We start from the raw sequence: 17,156 nt of genomic DNA, 5'->3' as shown, positions 1-17,156 counted from the left end.
GGCACTTTGATAGTTATTAAGAGCCAACTAACCATAGGCGATTTAATAGAACAGATCCTTCGGTGACAGCATCTCGCTGAACGGTGAGCCTGGCCTCCTGGCGTGCTGCTTGATCACCTGCTTCAACACGGCAACGAACGCAGTGGCAGCCTTGCTGCGCACGTTACCTCGGCGGCTGACCACCCCGAGGATCCTCGATTTTGAACCCTTGAACGCACTCAACGGCGCCACCGCATCGGCAAAACACTCGGACTTGAGCAGCAGGTCCGGCAGCACCGTCAGCGAATCCGTCTGCAGTAGCACCGGCAGCAGAATCCCCGCCGAGTGCACGCTCACCACGTGGCTGGGTGGCGGTGACAAGCGAAACTCGCGGTTCAGGTCGCTGATAAAGGTGTTGTGCAGCGAAGGTGGGTAATTGGCCAGCCATTTCATGGCATTCAGTTCATCGATAGAGCCGGAGTGTCGCAGTGGGTGATCGTTACGCCCCACCACATGGGCCTGATAGGAAAACAACGGTTCGATCGAGAACTCGTTTTCAGTGATGAAGTTACTTGCCTGGATCAGCGCGAAATCCAGATAGCCATCCCGCAACTGCGGCACGGAAATACCGTGCAACCCCTCGAACACTTCCAGGAAGACATGGGGATACTGTTGCTGATAGAGGCTCAGGCATTCCGGCAAAAAGGTGAAGTTGATAAAGGGCGCGATGGCGATGCGCAGTCGTTCGGCCTGCCCGCTGCGGATCAGGTTCAAGTCGGCCTTGGCTTTCTCGATCTCGCTGAGTATCAGGCGCGCATGGTGCAGCAGGCTTTTGCCAGCCTCGGTAAACCGCACGCCGGTGTGGGTGCGCTCCAGCAGTTCCACCCCTTGCTGCTGCTCAAGGTCGCGCAGGGTGCGGGTGATTGCCGCTTGGGTCAGCCCGACTGATTTGGCCGCACTGCGGATGCTCCCGGTTTCGGCGACGGCGACCAAGGCGGTGAACTGGTTGGTTTTCATGTCGACCCTAATGACAACTAAATGTTGTCATCGAGCCTAAAGGTTGTCTTTTCATTCTGTCAATACGGGTCAGAATCTGCCCAATATCGAGTCTGAGGAGACAACAAAAATGAAGATTCTGGCAGAGATCGAGCAGATTCAGGACGAGATGATAGCCATCAGGCACGCTATCCACGCGCATCCGGAATTGGGCTTCGAAGAGTTTGCAACCAGTGACCTTGTGGCGCAAAAACTCGAGGAGTGGGGCTTTGAGGTGCATCGCGGGTTGGCGGGCACCGGTGTAGTCGGGCAGTTGTGCAACGGTGATGGTCCGCGCATCGGTTTACGGGCCGACATGGATGCGCTGCCAATTGCCGAGGAAACCGGCCTGGAATACGCCAGCACCCAACCCGGCAAGATGCACGCCTGCGGCCATGACGGTCACACCGCAACGCTGCTGGCAGCGGCCAGGGTATTGGCTAACACCCGGCGCTTCAGCGGCACCCTGAACGTGATCTTCCAGCCGGCGGAAGAAGGCCTGGGCGGCGCCCGTGAAATGGTCGAACAGGGTTTGTTTGAGCTGTTTCCGTGCGATGCGATCTTCGCCATGCACAATATGCCGGGCTACCCCCCGGGCAAGCTGGGCTTTCTCGCCGGGCCGTTCATGGCCTCATCCGACACGGCGACGATCACCCTGAACGGCGTGGGAGGGCATGGAGCAGTGCCCCACAAGACAGTGGATCCGGTAGTGATCGCGGCTACTTTGACCTTGTGCCTGCAAAGTGTGGTATCGCGCAATATCGACCCACTGGATACCGCAATCGTCAGCGTTGGCTCTATTCATGCAGGTTCCGCTGCGAATGTGATCCCGGCATCCGCCAAGCTGCTGGTCAGCGTTCGGTCGTTGCGAGCAGACACTCGCGACCTGTTGCAAACCCGCATTACTACCCTGGCGCAGCACATCGCACAGAGTTACGGTGGCAACGCAGACGTGCATTACAACCGGCGTTACCCGGTACTGGTCAATGATGAGGCGGAGACGGAACTGGCCCGCAGTGCAGCTCTGGAATGGTGCGGGGAAGACGGCCTGATCGAGAATATGCGCCCGCTCACGGGCAGCGAAGACTTCGCCTTTATGTTGGCAAAATGCCCGGGCTCCTACCTGATCATCGGCAATGGCGACAGTGCGGAGAACGTCATGTGTCACCATCCCAAATTCGACTTCAACGACCAGTGCCTTTTGGTCGGTGCGTCCTACTGGGTCAAGCTGGTGGAAAAAATGCTCAAGCACACTGCTGCTGTCAATTGAGGCCCGGACCCGATCATGGAAACTACTTTATCTGAAGCGTCCGCCGTGTCTGCGCGCACATCGGCACCGGCCCAGCCCGGCAGGAAAAACAACATCGCCGCCGTCACCATCGGCAATGGCCTGGAGTTCTACGACTTCACGGTCTACAGCTTTTTCGCCACGGTGATCGGCAAGCAGTTCTTTCCCATGGAAGGCTCAAACCAACTGCTGCTGGCGTTCGCCACCTATGGCATCGGTTTTTTCATGCGCCCGTTGGGCAGCATTTTGCTCGGCCAGTATGCCGACCGGGTAGGGCGCAAGGCCGCGATGATATTGACCCTTTGGCTGATGGCCATCGGTTCGCTGATTTTTGTGCTGACGCCCACCTACGGCCAGATAGGTATCGCCGCGCCATTGCTGATCGTGTTTGCCCGACTGCTGCAAGGCTTCGCGATTGGCGGCGAGGTCGGCGCGTCGACGACTTACCTGATGGAAAAAGCTGACAGCCACGAACGAGGTTACTTCACCAGTTGGCAATTCTTCAGCCAAGGCCTGAGCGTGTTGCTCGGTGCAGTGGTGGGCCTGAGCGTGAACTACGCCCTGACCGAGGAACAGGTCATGGCCTGGGGCTGGCGTCTGCCATTTGTGATCGGGCTGCTGGTGATCCCGGTGGGCTCGTATATGCGCCGGCACCTGCAGGAAAGTGACCAGGTGAAGCACGACGTCAGCCATCGCTTGAGCTGGGGCGAGCATAAACGTGCGTTGGTCGCCGGAATCCTGATCGCCATCGGCGGCACTTCGGCCTCCTATGTAATCCTGCATTACCTCTCGAATTTTGCCGTGGCCCAGTTACACCTGCCGCTGTCTGCCGGGATCTGGACCGGCTGCGCAGCGGGTGCCGTGCAAGTGGCGCTGGCGGTGGCTTCCGGCCGAGCCTGTGATCGCTGGGGGCGCAAGCGCATGATTTTCTGGTCGCGGCTGGCCTTGTTGCTGTTGATCTACCCTGCGTTCGTGCTGTTGCAGCACTCGCCCACTTTGCCCGCGCTGGTGATTGTGGCGAGTACCCTGGCGGCGTTGCTGGTGTGCAATACCGTGCCGTCGCTGGTGTTGCTTGCCGAAATTTTCCCCGCCCAGGTCCGGGCGACAGGCCTCTCGGTGACCTATGCCCTGGCCAGCATCATTTTCGGCGGCTTTGCGCAGTTCTTCTGCACGCTGCTGATCTCACTTACCGGCAACCCCAGCGCCCCGGCGTTCTACCTGATTGTGTGCGGGCTGGTTTCCCTGCTGGGCCTGGCGCTTGTCAAAGAACCCACTCAACGTTAACCCAGAAGTAACGGAGCTTTTCATGACTACCTCAATAACGCGGTACGGGCGCGTACGCCCTGGTTTTTTCCGACTGTCGACGCTGGCAGCGGCGGTGTTGTGTTCAACCCTGGCGGGGCCGTCCATGGCCAGGGAAACCGATGAGGCCCGGGTGGATGCCCTGCTGAAAAAGATGACCCTGGACGACAAGTTCAACCTGATCCGCGGCATGACCGAAGCGGATGCTACCAACCAGGGCCAGGCCGGCTACCTGCCGGGCGTACCGCGCCTCGGCGTGCCAGCCCTGCGCATGGCAGACGGGCCACCCGGTATCCTGACCCGCAAGGCCTCGATCATTCCCACCTCGACCATGGGCCTGGCCGCCACCTTCAGCAAACAGGATGCCTTTGATAACGGCACGGTGATTGGCGAGGAAGCAAAGCGCTTGGGCATCGACGTGGCGCTGGAGCCCTTCATCAACATGTTCCGCGACTCGGGCTTTCGGCGCGGCTGGAACACCTATGGCGAAGACCCGCTACTGACCGGCAGCATGGGCGCTGGATTGATCAAGGGCATCCAGGGCCAGGGCGTGATGGCGCAAGCCAAGCACCTGGTCGGCTACGACATGACCGGCTTTGACGTGAGCATCCCCGAGCAAGCCTTGCACGAGGTGTACCTTGCTCCGTTCCAGGATGCCGTTGACGCCGGCGTAGCGTCAATCATGTGCTCCTACAACAAGCTCAACGGCGAATTCGCCTGCGGCAACGAACAATTGCTGGAACAGGTGCTGCGCAAGCAGATGGGCTTCAAGGGCTTTGTCACCTCTGACTGGGGCGGCGTGCACAGTGCGCAATACATCAAGCGGGGCATGGACATGGAGATGCCCGGGCGCATCGATGAACAGCACCCATTCTGGGACATCATGCGTTCCTACTACGACAACACCGAGCAGCAACAGCCTGCGCTGCACACGTCCATGGGTAGCATGAAAAAGGTCTTCGCTCGGCCCATGCCGGAGGAGTGGATGGTCGGCCAGAGGCCAAACGTGCTGCTGGGGCAATTCCCCAACGACGAGAAGCCGAGCAACCTGTTTGAAGCCCTGCGGGATAAAACCGTCAGGGAACAGGACATCGACAAGGCCGCCAGGCGCGTGCTCGGGCAGATGGAGCGTTTCGGCCTGTTGGACAAGGGCAGCCACCAGCCACAGTCGACCCCGATGGTTCCCGGGTTGTCCGCCATCGTGCGCCGCACCAGTGAGCATTCGGCGGTGCTGCTGAAAAACCAGGACAACGTACTGCCGCTATCGAAGGACGACCTCACGGGCGTGGCGATGATCGGCCCGGGCGCTGTCCAGCCGGTTGCGCTAGGCGTCTCAGCCGAGCACGCGATCGGTATGCCGCAGCTACAAGTCGGGCCGGCCAATGCACTAAAGGCAATCGAACCGAATGCCGCGATCAGCGTGACGGTGGCCAATGACATGACCGGCGTCGTGATTCCGGCAGACCGGGTTTCGTTCGATGGCAAGCCAGGTTGGGTTAGAGTCGAGGAGGGGCAGAACCAGCGTGACAATCAACTGCAGTTCACTGGCGCGAATGCCCTGGCGGCAAACACCTTGCCAAGCTGGAAAACCCACCTGACCATCGACCAGGAAGGCGACTACAACCTCAACCTGCACATGCTTGGCGCCGGTGCCGTGCTGAAGGTCGACGGGAAAATCATCGGTGAAAGCAGCTCGTTGAAAAACGCCCTGCACGGTGATGTGGTGCATCCGGGGCAGGATGCCCTGATGCCAACCACCGATGGGCTCAACAACGTGCGGCGCATGGCCAAGCTCAGCCGTGGCGAACATCTGATTGAAGTCAGCACCTATAACGACACGTCTGGTGCACCGGTTCAAGTACGCCTGGCGTGGGTCACGCCGGCCATGCGTGAAGCCAACCGGGCGCAGGCGCTGGCTGCTGCCCGCAGCGCGAAGAAGGTCGTATTTTTTGCCTGGGCGCGTACCGACCCACAGTTTGGCCTGCCGGGCGACCAGGACAAACTGATCGAAGAAATCGCCGCGATCAATCCCAATCTCGTAGTGGTGCTCAACACCAGCAGCCCGGTCGCGTTGCCATGGCTGGACAAGGTCAAGGGCCTGGTGCAGATGTGGTGGACAGGTGATGAAGGCGGCCCTGCGACTGCGAACATCCTCACCGGCCGCAGCAACCCCGCAGGCCGCCTGCCGTTTACCTGGGCCCGCAGCCTGCAGGACTATCCCGCCACCGATCCCAAGTACCCCGAGCGTGGCCAGCAACTGGATGGCGTGGTCCGTTACACCGAGGGCGTCAATATCGGCTACCGCTGGTTTGAGTCGCAGCATAAGGCACCGCTGTTCCCATTCGGTTATGGGTTGTCCTATAGCCGCTTTGATTACAGCGCGCTGCAAACCTATCGCCTGGGCAATGGCGACCTCAAGGTTGATTTCAAACTGACCAACAGTGGTGGCGTTGCGGGAGATGAAGTACCGCAGCTGTACCTGAGTGCACCGCAACACAAGGTCGAAGGTGCCGAGTTCGCGCCGCAGACCCTGGTCGGGTTTGATCGGGTCAGCCTCAAGGCCGGGGAGACTCGGGAGGTGTCCATCACCGTGCCGCTGCGCAAGCTCCAGTACTGGGCGGTGAAGACCCAATCCTGGGAGCTGCCGCGAGGCAAGCGCACCTTGAAACTCGCCAGTGCGTCGGACAACGTGAAGGCCAGCCACGCCGTCTCGTTCTGACCGTTACACCCCATAAAAATAAAAATATCCAGGCTTTAGCGTCACCTACCTCTTGAACGTCTGCGCCATTGCCTGGTGGCGCAGCGGGAGCTTTCACCGATGAATTTCTCTGTTCGTCCAACTGGACAAGGCTTTTGCGTGCGTCATCGTTTTATCCTGGCGTGCTTCCTGGCGCTGTGCAGCGTGCAGCCAGCCATGGCCATCGACCTGATCAAGACCGACAGTGACCGGTTGGAGCTGCACGCCCAGGGCATTTTCGCGTCAAACGACAAGGTCTACATCCAGGGCCGTCACACCGGCAGCATCGGCCACCGCATCAACATGATCTACACCCACCAGCTCGACTCGCAGTGGGCCGTGGGCATGCGTCAGGAATGGGCCTACGACCCGTTCTACTACGACGGCACCGCCGCCCAGACCAAGCGTTTCCAGTATGTGTTCGTACGCAATGCGCGCTGGGGGCAACTGAGCTACGGGCAGCAAAAGTCCCTGACCTTCGACATGGTGGGTTCGATCACCGACTGGTATTTGGGCTACGGCACAAAAGGGCAGGGCACGTTCAATGGTTATGGCGGCAACCAGTTGCTGGGCTTCTCCCGGCCGAACAAAACCCTGTATTACCGGGTAAGAAGCGACGATTTCGAATTTGGCGTGATGTATGGCCTGGGCACCGGCCCGGTACACAACTCCGTCAACCCCAGCAGCGTGGGCGCCGGAAAATTCGTCGACAGCTCCCGCGATGCGCTGTACCAGGTGGGTACTGTCTGGCGCCCGGCAGATAATTGGTCATTGCGCCTGGCCTACGGCTACACCGAAATGAGCGAGCGTTCACTGGACGGCCACGCTCAACTCAACACCCGGCACCCGAATGTCGAAGGCTGGTTGTCGGGGGTGACCTACACCAATGCGCCCTGGTATCACGCGGTGGTTTACGGCGAGTACCGCAACCTGAATGCATCAGCACCCACCGCCAGTGGTTATCGCGAGGCTAAGGCACTGGAGTCCTACAGCAGCTATTCGTTTCCGGAAATGGGCGAGCTGGGATTCTTCAACGCGTATGGCGGGATCAACCTGTTCTCGGACAAGAACAGCTCAGGGCGCAGCGGCTACTCGGTGGCCGGTTTTGCCCTGATCACCTTGCATGACACTTTGGCGATCGGCCTGGAGAGGAAGTTCGATATGGCCAGGAACAAGCAAGGCGACTATACGGGGCAGGATGAGTATGAGTTGGTCGCCAAGTACTACTTTTAACAATCTACCTGCCCCTGGTCGCACAACTGCTGTGCGACTTGGGGGGTTAATCCACTGCCGTACAGTGCCTATAGTCCTCTCACCGCCGCAGCGCCCCACGGAGCGTTGCGAAATCCAGCCGTAGATTGAGGTGATCATAATGAATAGCGAATTCAAGCCTGATGTGACCGATACCCAACCCCTGCACCTGCTCGACGCCGAGTACTTCGAATACAGCAAGGCCGCCAACCCCATCAGCGCCAACCTGATCACTCGCATTCCCTACCACAGCTTTCCGGCCTCGCTGTATGACAGCGGACCGTCCCGGGTGGTCCCGCTGGACCTCAGCGAGGCACTGGGCTGCGAAGGCCCGGCGACCGGGCCGGGGCTGTGTGCGAACTTCATGCGCCTGAACGCAGGCGACACGCTGGAGCTGCAACCCAACGCCACCTCACAGGTGTTTTATGTCATCGCCGGGGAGGGCAGTGTGGTCCAGGGCGAGCACCGCATCGACTGGACCAAAGGCTGCTTCATCGCGCTGCCAGGCCTGCAGCAAGCGCAGTTCAGTGCCTCTGAGGATGCGCGCCTGTACTACGTCCACGATGAGCCGCTGTTGCGTTACCTGGGTGTGACCCGCAGTACCGATCGCTTCGTACCGACGCTGTATCCCGCAGAACTGGCCAACGCAAAGCTGCGTGAAGCGGCCGATGATCCCCGCGCCCAGGACCGCAGCCGTATCAGCATCCTGCTGGGCAATCGCAACTTCCCGCAGACCCGAACCGTGACCCATGTGCTGTGGGCGATGTACGGCATCCTGCCGGCCGGGTCGATTCAAAAGCCTCATCGGCACCAGTCGATTGCGTTGGATTTCATCATCGATTGCCCACAAGGTTGCTACTCGCTGGTGGGCACCGAACTGGACGCCGATGGGCAGATCCGCAACCCGGTGCGGGTCGACTGGTCGCCGGGCCTGGCGTTCGTCACCCCGCCAGGCTACTGGCATGCTCACTTCAACGAGTCCGATACGGAAGCCTTCCTGATTCCGATCCAGGACGCCGGGCTGCAAACCTATCTGCGGTCGCTGGATATCCGCTTCAGTTGAGACGTTTCCAGTGCGGTGTTTCGCCCAGCTGCTCGACGATAAAGTCGATGAAGCACCGCACTTTGGAAGACACGATCCGCTTGGGTGGATAGACGAACCACACCGCCGGTTCGCGGCCGGCGATCCGGACAGTCCACTCCGGCAACCACACCACCAACTCGCCGGCTTCAACAGCCTTGGCCACCAGCCAGTCAGGCAGCAAGGCAAACCCCAGGCCTTGTTGTGCGGCGATCAGCTGTGCGTCGAGGTCGTTGATGCGGATAGCGTCTTTATGCAACAGCGGCGACACCTCATGCCTGTTGGCAAACGCGATATCCGCCGCGATATCTCTCCCCAGAATCACCGGTAGCGCCGCCAGTCCCGAAGGAACGGAGGGCGCCGGATATTCCCGGCAAAACCCCGGGCTGGCCACCAGCCGGTAGCGCTCATCGCAGATCTTGCGTGCCTTCAAGGTGGAATCCGCCAGGGTTCCAATACGGATCGCCAAGTCCGCACCGGCATGAATCAGATTGACGTGGCTGTCGTCCAGCACCAGTTCCAGCTTGATCTGCGGGTAGCGGGCCAGGAAGGCATTCAACGTGGGGAGGATATGGTGACGGGCAAAGGCGGGCGGCAGGTTGAGCTTGAGTACGCCCCGTGGCTGTTCGTTCAGCGCGGAGGTGGCGGCCTTGGCTTGTTCGAGTTCATCCAGTACCCGGCGTGCGTGCATCAGAAACGTCTGGCCACCCTCAGTCAGGTGCAGCGTGCGGGTAGAGCGGTTGAACAGGGCGATGCCGAGGTCCTGTTCAAGGTCCTTCACGTAACGGGAAACCGTGGAGGCCTTGATGCCAAGCCGGTCGGCGGCGCGGGAGAAGTTATTGCCCTCGGCGGCTTCGACAAAGGCGGTTAACGCAGCGAAGTAATCCAAGGGCGGCCTCGATCTTGACGGTGGGTTGCCTGGCCTACAACGGCGTCAGCACATTCATCACGGTGTCCAGCGCCACCCGGGTATCGTCCAGTTGCACCAGGGAGGCATGCCGCGCGCCGAGGGCGTCACGGTTCTTGATCGCCGTGAGAATCGCCTTGTGCCGGGGCAGGCTGAGGCCCTGGATGTCGGGGCGGCGGTTGGTGATGTTGATGGACTCGCGAAGTGGCAGCGACAGCATGTTGCACATGTAGGCCAGCAAGTCGTTGCGGGTCGCATCGGCAATCGCGCGGTGGAAGTCCAGGTCGGCCTGCAACAGCGCGTCGTGGGTATTCGCGGTTTCCATGCCGAGGTAGGCTTTTTCGATGATGGCGATGTCGGCGTCGGTGGCGGTGGTCGCGGCCATAGCGGCGATTTCCGGCTCGAGGATCCGACGTACACCGGCCAGGGTGTTGAAAAACTCGCTGTGAGGCGTCGACTGCATCAGCCAGGACAGCACGTCCGGGTCCAGCAAGTGCCACTGCACCCGAGGGCGCACCACGGCGCCGACCTTGGGCTTGGAAATCACCAGACCCTTGGCGCTCAGCACCCGAGTCGCCTCACGCAATACCGAGCGGCTGACCTTGTACTCCTCACACAAGGTGGCCTCCATGGGCAATCGTTCTTCCGGCTTGAAGCGTCCGGAAACGATGTGCATGCCCAAGTCCTGAACGATTTGGGCGTGCATGCTCTTGCGCGGCTTGGTCGGCTGCTGATCCATAACAGGGAGGCTACTCTGGCGAAATAGGCGGCATCATAGCATTGCTCCCGTCCCAATTAGTGGGAATGACGCGGCACTTCCGCACCACGGCAGCCCACCAGGAAGTCGAAGTCGCAGCCCTGGTCTGCCTGCAGTACGTGGTCGATGTACAACTGGCGGTAGCCCCCGACAATCAGCTGTTGGGGCGGAGCAAGGTCGGCCATGCGCGCTGCCAGTTCGGCGTCCGGGATGTCCAGGTGCAGGCGGCCATTGGCGCAATCGAGCTCGATCCAGTCGCCTTCCTTGACCGTGGCCAATGGGCCGCCGGCCGCCGCTTCCGGTGCCACATGCAGCACCACGGTGCCGTAGGCCGTGCCGCTCATGCGTGCATCGGAAATCCGCACCATGTCGGTCACACCCTGGGCCAGCAGTTTGGCGGGCAAGCCCATATTGCCGACTTCCGCCATGCCCGGATAACCCTTGGGCCCGCAGTTTTTCATCACCAGGATCGAGTTGGCATCCACGTCCAGTTCCGGGTCATTGATGCGTTCCTTGTACATGTCGAAGTTCTCGAACACCACGGCGCGCCCGCGGTGCTGCATCAGCTCGGGGCTGGCGGCCGAAGGCTTGAGTACCGCACCCAGTGGCGCGAGGTTGCCCCGCAGCACACAAATGCCACCGTCGGCGCGGATCGGGTTGTCGAGGGTACGGATCACTTCGTCCTGGCCGTAGATCGGCGCTTCCCGGGTGTTTTCGCCCAGGGACTTACCGTTGACGGTCAACGCGTTCGGATGCGGGATCAGGTTGGCTTCACCGAGGCGGCGCAGCACCGCCGGCAGGCCGCCGGCGTAGTAGAACTCTTCCATCAGGAAGCGCCCGGACGGTTGCAGGTCGACGATGGTCGGCATGCCACGGCCCATGCGGGTCCAGTCGTCCAGGTCGAGCTCGACGCCGATACGCCCGGCGATGGCTTTCAGGTGAATCACCGCGTTGGTTGAGCCGCCAATGGCTGCGTTGACGCGGATCGCGTTTTCGAACGCCTCCTTGGTCAGGATCTTCGACAGTTTCAAGTCTTCACGCACCATCTCCACCGCACGCATGCCGGACATGTGCGCCAGTACATAACGCCGCGCATCCACCGCCGGAATCGCCGCATTGTGGGGCAGGGAAGTGCCGAGTGCTTCGGCCATGCACGCCATGGTCGAGGCGGTGCCCATGGTGTTGCAGGTGCCTGCCGAGCGGGACATGCCGCCTTCGGCCGCGAGGAAATCGTCGAGGGTGATGGTGCCCGCCTTGACCTGTTCGCTGAGCTGCCACACCACGGTGCCCGAGCCTATGTCCTGGCCCTTGTGCTTGCCGTTGAGCATCGGCCCGCCGGTGACAACGATTGCCGGCACGTCGCAACTGGCGGCACCCATCAATAGCGCCGGGGTGGTTTTGTCACAGCCGGTCAGCAGCACCACGCCGTCGATGGGGTTACCGCGAATGGCTTCCTCCACGTCCATGCTGGCCAGGTTGCGGGTGAGCATGGCGGTGGGGCGCAGGTTCGATTCGCCGTTGGAGAACACCGGAAACTCCACGGGAAAGCCACCCGCTTCAATCACCCCACGCTTCACATGCTCGGCAATCTGGCGGAAGTGCGCGTTGCAGGGCGTCAGTTCCGACCAGGTGTTGCAGATCCCGATGATCGGTTTGCCATGGAACTGATGATCGGCAATCCCCTGATTTTTCATCCAGCTGCGGTACATGAAGCCGTTTTTATCGGCGGTACCAAACCAGCTGGCGGAGCGCAGGACGGGCTTTTTCTCGGACATGGTCGACTCTCTTATTGTAAGACTATATTGATCTAATCCTGGCTTAACATAGGCGTAAATTCGACGCTTTGGAAGTGTTGTTGATTAAATAGTAATACTATATAGTCCGATTCAACGAGGCTTGGCCCTGGCGGATTTCCGCGAGAGGCGACCCGCAATGCTCTATAAAAATAACAATCGGAGACTGCTCACATGAGCCAGGAACAGCGGCTGATACGTCGCATCACGCTGAAACTGATTCCCTTCCTGATCTTGCTGTACCTGATTGCCTACGTGGACCGCTCGGCCGTGGGCTTCGCCAAGTTGCACATGGGCGCGGATGTCGGCATCGGCGATGCGGCTTATGGACTGGGGGCAGGGCTGTTCTTCATTGGCTACTTCCTTCTGGAAATCCCCAGCAACCTGATGCTCGACCGTTTCGGCGCGCGGCGCTGGTTCGCGCGGATCATGGTCACCTGGGGCGCCATCACCATCGGCATGGCGTTCGTCCAGGGTCCCCACAGTTTCTATGTGATGCGCTTTCTGCTGGGCGCCGCCGAAGCCGGGTTCTTCCCGGGTGTCCTCTACTACATCACCCAATGGTTCCCGGTGCGCCACCGCGGCAAGATCCTCGGGTTGTTCATCCTGTCCCAGCCCATCGCCATGATGATCACCGGCCCGGTGGCGGGCGGTTTGCTCGGCATGGACGGGATTCTCGGCCTGCACGGCTGGCAGTGGTTGTTCATCGTCATCGGCACCCCGGCGATCCTGCTGACCTGGCCGGTGCTGCGTTATCTGCCGGACGGCCCGCAACAGGTCAAATGGATGGACCAGGCCGAGAAGGACTGGCTCACCGGCGAGCTGGCCAAAGACCTGCAGGCCTACGGCCAGACCCGGCACGGCAACCCGCTGCATGCGCTGAAGGACAAACGTGTGTTGCTGCTGGCGCTGTTCTACCTGCCGATGACCTTGAGCATTTATGGCCTGGGCCTGTGGCTGCCGACGTTGATCAAGCAGTTCGGCGGCAGCGACCTGACCACCGGGTTCGTGTCGGCGGTGCCCTACATCTTCGGGATCATCGGTTTACTGATCGTCCCGCGCAGTTCCGATCGCCTGAATGATCGCTACGGCCACCTCGCCGTGCTCTACGTGTTGGGCGCCATCGGCCTGTTCCTCAGCGCCTGGCTGACAGCGCCGCTGTGGCAACTGGCAGCGCTGTGCCTGGTGGCGTTCGCGCTGTTCTCCTGCACGGCGGTGTTCTGGACCTTGCCGGGACGTTTCTTTGCCGGCGCGAGTGCGGCGGCGGGCATCGCCTTGATCAACTCGGTGGGCAACCTCGGCGGCTACATCGGGCCGTTCGTGATCGGCGCCCTCAAGGAGTACACCGGCAACCTCGCATCGGGCTTGTACTTCCTGGCGTGCGTGATGCTGTTCGGGGTGGTGCTGACGGCTGTGGTCTATCGGCTGTTGGAGCGCAAGCACGTACTGCCGCCGGACCAGTTCGCCGCCAGCGCCCGTGGCGCCACGCGTACTTAATTGGCAATCAGGAGAAGACTCATGGGTTTAGTGCAGTTTGAATTGAGCAACGGCGAACGCCGGGTGGGCGTGGTCGAGGGTGATCAGGTACGCGAGGTGCGCGCCGCACGCACGGTACGTGACCTGGCACTTGCCGCCATCGAGGCCGGCGTCACCTTGCAACAGCAAATAGATCACCTCGGCCTGGGCGAGAGCCACGACTACGCCGAACTGCTGGCCGGGCACAAGATCCTGCCACCGCTGGATCACCCGGACCCGGCGCACACGCTGGTCAGCGGTACCGGCTTGACTCACTTGGGCAGTGCGGCGGCGCGGGACAAGATGCACCAGAACGCCAGTGACGAAAGCGCGATGACCGACAGCATGCGCATCTTCAAATGGGGCGTGGAGGGCGGCAAACCGGCTTCTGGCCAGACCGGTGTACAACCGGAGTGGTTCTACAAAGGCGACGGCAGCATCGTGGTGCGCCCGGGCCAGCCATTCCCGTGGCCGGCGTTTGCCGAAGACGCCGGTGAAGAGCCGGAGATTGCCGGGCTGTACGTAATTGGTCACGACAGCAAGCCGTATCGCCTGGGCTACGCGGTGGGCAACGAGTTTTCCGACCACGTGATGGAGCGCAAGAATTACCTGTACCTGGCCCACTCCAAACTGCGCAGTTGCAGCTTTGGTCCCGAGTTGCGCCTGGGTGAACTGCCCCAGCACCTGGCGGGCACCAGCCGCATCCTGCGCGACGGCGAGGTGCTGTGGCAGCACGAATTCCTCAGTGGCGAAGCCAACATGTGCCACAGCCTCGAGAACCTTGAATATCACCATTTCAAATACACCCAGTTCCTGCGCCCAGGTGACGTGCATATCCACTTTTTCGGCACCGCAACCTTGTCGTTTGCCGACGGCATTCGTACCCAGCCAGGCGATGTGTTTGAAATCAGCCAGGCCGAATTCGGCGCGCCCTTGATCAACGGCATTGCCGTGGCCAATGGCGGCGTCGCACCTGGCGGCATAGGCACCCTTTGAAGGAGACAGGCATGACCCGGATTTACGGCCACAACTACATCGGCGGCCAGCGCAGCGCCTCCGGTAGCGTCACGCTGCACAGCGTCGACGCCACTACCGGCGAAGCGTTGCCCTATGACTTCTACCAGGCGACGGCGCAGGAAGTCGACGCGGCAGCCAACGCCGCAGCAGCGGCTTACCCGGTTTATCGCAGCCTGAGCGCGCAGCATCGTGCGTCGTTCCTGGAGGCGATAGCCGATGAGCTGGACGTCCTTGGCGATGACTTTATCGCCTTGGTCTGCCGCGAAACGGCGTTGCCCGCCGGGCGTATCCAGGGCGAACGCGGCCGTACCAGCGGCCAGATGCGGCTGTTCGCCAAGGTGCTGCGGCGCGGTGATTTCTACGGGGCGCGGATCGATCTGGCGCTGCCGGATCGCCAGCCTTTGCCACGCCCGGATTTGCGCCAGTACCGCATCGGTCTCGGCCCGGTCGCCGTGTTTGGGGCGAGTAATTTTCCCTTGGCCTTTTCCACTGCCGGTGGCGACACCGCCGCCGCGCTGGCGGCCGGCTGCCCGGTGGTGTTCAAGGCCCACAGCGGCCACATGGCCACTGCCGAGCGGGTGGCCGATGCGATCATGCGGGCGGCGCAGAGCACCGGCATGCCCGACGGCGTGTTCAATATGATCTTCGGCGGCGGGGTGGGTGAAGCACTGGTCAAGCACCCGGCAATCCGCGCCGTGGGTTTCACCGGCTCGCTCAAGGGTGGCCGGGCCCTGTGTGATATGGCGGCCGCACGTCCGCAACCGATCCCGGTGTTCGCCGAGATGTCCAGCATCAACCCGGTGATCGTCTTGCCCCTGGCTCTGCAAACCCGGGCAGATACCATCGCCCGCGATCTGGTGGCGTCGGTGGTGCAAGGGTGCGGCCAGTTCTGCACGAACCCGGGTCTGGTGATCGGGATTGCGTCGCCAGCGTTCACTGCCTTCACCCAACAGGTCGCCCAACTGATCGGCGACCAGCCGGCGCAAACCATGCTCAATGCCGGCACCTTGAGCAGCTACGGCAAAGGCCTGCACACGCTGCTCGCCCACGCTGGCATCGAGCACCTGGCGGGCCAGGCGCAAGCCGGCAATCAGGCGCAGCCACAGCTGTTCAAAGCGGATGCCAGCCTGTTGATCAACGGCGATGAAGCGCTGCAGGAAGAAGTGTTCGGCCCCACCACCGTGTTCGTGGAAGTCGCCGATCAGGCGCAATTGAGTGCCGCGTTGCACGGCCTGCACGGCCAATTGACGGCGACGATCATTGGCGAGCCGGCAGATTTCACCCAGTTCGGCGAGTTGACGCCGCTGCTGGAACAAAAGGTCGGCCGCATCCTGCTCAACGGTTATCCCACCGGCGTCGAGGTGTGTGACGCGATGGTCCACGGTGGACCGTATCCGGCGACATCCGATGCCCGTGGCACCTCGGTGGGCACCCTGGCGATCGAGCGTTTCCTGCGACCGGTGTGCTTCCAGAATTACCCTGATAGCCTGCTCCCCGACGCGCTGAAGAATGCCAACCCGTTGCGCATTCAGCGTCTGGTAGATGGGCAGCCGTCGCGCGACGCGCTGTAACCGTGCCACCTGAAAACAACAAGAAAGCAGGAGGTTTCATGTCGTGGAATGCCGTCACACCGCACCGCGCTCGGCTGGGCGAAGGCCCGTTCTGGGACGAGCAGGGCCAGGCGCTGTATTGGGTGGATATCATCGGCCAGCAGGCGTTACGCCTGAAAGACGGGCAACTGCACACCTGGCAACTGCCTGAGCCTGTGTCGGCGTTTATCCCGTGTGCCAGTGGTGATGCGCTGGTGACCCTGAGCAGTGGCGTGTATCGCCTCGACCTCGATTCGGCGCCGAGGGATCCACGCCTGACCTTGCTCTGCGTCGCCGATCCGCAACCGGGCAACCGTGCCAACGAAGCCCGTTGCGATGCCCAGGGCCGGCTGTGGCTGGGCACCATGCAGAACAACATCGGCGCGCACGGTGAAGATTTGCCGGTGCTGCAGCGTTCCGGCGGCCTGTTCCGGGTCGATGCCGACGGGCAGGTCACGCCGTTGCTGCAAGGCCTGGGGATTCCCAACACCTTGCTGTGGAACGACGCCGCTACCCATGTGCATTTCGGCGACAGCCTGGACGGCACGTTGTATCGGCACGCGATCACCGACGATGGTCAGCTTGAACCCGCGCAGGTCTGGTTCGGGCCTCACTCCCGGGGTGGCCCGGACGGTTCGGCCATGGACGCCGAAGGCTATATCTGGAACGCCCGCTGGGACGGCAGTTGCCTGCTGCGCTTGACGCCGGGCGGTGAAGTCGACCGAGTGATCGAGCTGCCGGTCAGTCGTCCCACCAGTTGCGTGTTCGCAGGCCCGGACCTCAAGACCTTGTACATCACCAGTGCCGCCAGCCCGCTGAATCACCCGCTGGACGGCGCGGTGCTGGCGATCGAGGTCGATGTGCCGGGGAAAATCTGTCACCGCTTTGCAGGATAACCAACAGGC

13 protein-coding genes are annotated in these 17,156 nt (G+C 61.5%); 9 read left to right on the top strand and 4 right to left on the bottom strand.

What is annotated here, in order from left to right; all coding sequences use genetic code 11:
* Positions 1–42: 42 nt before the first annotated feature.
* A complete protein-coding gene (locus tag K0H47_RS10665) occupies positions 43–996 on the bottom strand; it encodes a LysR family transcriptional regulator (RefSeq protein ID WP_063030240.1) in 954 nt (317 codons plus the stop codon).
* 109 nt (positions 997–1,105) lie between these two features.
* On the opposite strand from K0H47_RS10665, the gene K0H47_RS10660 reads away from it, so the two are divergent.
* The 5 genes from K0H47_RS10660 to K0H47_RS10640 all read left to right on the top strand — a co-directional run bounded on the left by K0H47_RS10660 (position 1,106) and on the right by K0H47_RS10640 (position 8,655).
* Positions 1,106–2,284, top strand: coding sequence for a M20 aminoacylase family protein (locus K0H47_RS10660; RefSeq protein WP_063030238.1), 1,179 nt, complete (start codon positions 1,106–1,108; stop codon positions 2,282–2,284).
* Between the two features lie 15 nt (positions 2,285–2,299).
* A complete protein-coding gene (locus K0H47_RS10655; protein WP_063030236.1) occupies positions 2,300–3,586 on the top strand; it encodes an MFS transporter in 1,287 nt (428 codons plus the stop codon).
* Positions 3,587–3,608: 22 nt separating this feature from the next.
* The gene (locus tag K0H47_RS10650; RefSeq protein WP_256349212.1) at positions 3,609–6,323 is read left to right on the top strand and encodes a glycoside hydrolase family 3 C-terminal domain-containing protein; all 2,715 of its coding nucleotides are present in this window, start codon (positions 3,609–3,611) and stop codon (positions 6,321–6,323) included.
* Positions 6,324–6,461: 138 nt separating this feature from the next.
* A complete protein-coding gene (locus tag K0H47_RS10645) occupies positions 6,462–7,574 on the top strand; it encodes a porin (protein ID WP_219272550.1) in 1,113 nt (370 codons plus the stop codon).
* A gap of 139 nt (positions 7,575–7,713) precedes the next feature.
* Positions 7,714–8,655: a cupin gene (locus tag K0H47_RS10640; RefSeq protein ID WP_177025363.1), complete on the top strand. Its 942-nt coding sequence runs from the start codon at positions 7,714–7,716 to the stop codon at positions 8,653–8,655.
* Here the strand turns inward: K0H47_RS10640 and K0H47_RS10635 are convergent.
* Genes K0H47_RS10635 through K0H47_RS10625 form a run of 3 tightly spaced genes read right to left on the bottom strand, consistent with a single transcriptional unit; the run spans position 8,648 to position 12,112 of the window.
* Positions 8,648–9,562, bottom strand: a complete 915-nt coding sequence (locus tag K0H47_RS10635) for a LysR family transcriptional regulator (RefSeq protein WP_177071876.1) — start codon at positions 9,560–9,562, stop codon at positions 8,648–8,650. The two genes, K0H47_RS10640 and K0H47_RS10635, sit on opposite strands and share 8 nt — an antisense overlap.
* Before the next feature lie 34 nt (positions 9,563–9,596).
* On the bottom strand, positions 9,597–10,319 hold the full coding sequence (locus K0H47_RS10630; RefSeq protein WP_218262848.1) for a FadR/GntR family transcriptional regulator: 723 nt from the start codon (positions 10,317–10,319) through the stop codon (positions 9,597–9,599).
* Positions 10,320–10,375: 56 nt separating this feature from the next.
* Positions 10,376–12,112, bottom strand: a complete 1,737-nt coding sequence (locus K0H47_RS10625; protein ID WP_017480274.1) for an IlvD/Edd family dehydratase — start codon at positions 12,110–12,112, stop codon at positions 10,376–10,378.
* Between the two features lie 192 nt (positions 12,113–12,304).
* On the opposite strand from K0H47_RS10625, the gene K0H47_RS10620 reads away from it, so the two are divergent.
* From K0H47_RS10620 to K0H47_RS10605, 4 genes are read left to right on the top strand one after another with little or no spacing between them, the layout of a single operon-like run.
* Positions 12,305–13,627 (top strand): MFS transporter, encoded by a 1,323-nt coding sequence (locus tag K0H47_RS10620; RefSeq protein ID WP_219272548.1) that lies wholly within the window; start codon positions 12,305–12,307, stop codon positions 13,625–13,627.
* Positions 13,628–13,648: 21 nt separating this feature from the next.
* Positions 13,649–14,641, top strand: a complete 993-nt coding sequence (gene araD1 / locus K0H47_RS10615; protein WP_219272547.1) for an AraD1 family protein — start codon at positions 13,649–13,651, stop codon at positions 14,639–14,641.
* Positions 14,642–14,652: 11 nt separating this feature from the next.
* Positions 14,653–16,233 carry an aldehyde dehydrogenase (NADP(+)) gene (locus K0H47_RS10610; RefSeq protein ID WP_219272545.1) on the top strand — a complete coding sequence of 527 codons (1,581 nt, stop codon included), beginning with the start codon at positions 14,653–14,655 and terminating at the stop codon, positions 16,231–16,233.
* A gap of 38 nt (positions 16,234–16,271) precedes the next feature.
* Positions 16,272–17,147 (top strand): SMP-30/gluconolactonase/LRE family protein, encoded by an 876-nt coding sequence (locus K0H47_RS10605; protein ID WP_063030220.1) that lies wholly within the window; start codon positions 16,272–16,274, stop codon positions 17,145–17,147.
* Positions 17,148–17,156 lie beyond the last annotated feature (9 nt).

It is taken from the genome of Pseudomonas sp. Xaverov 83 (assembly GCF_019352905.1).
In the GTDB taxonomy this organism is placed as follows: domain Bacteria; phylum Pseudomonadota; class Gammaproteobacteria; order Pseudomonadales; family Pseudomonadaceae; genus Aquipseudomonas; species Aquipseudomonas yamanorum.
The sequence above is the reverse complement of the archived record's forward strand: the minus strand, read 5'-3'. Positions and strand labels throughout refer to the sequence as shown.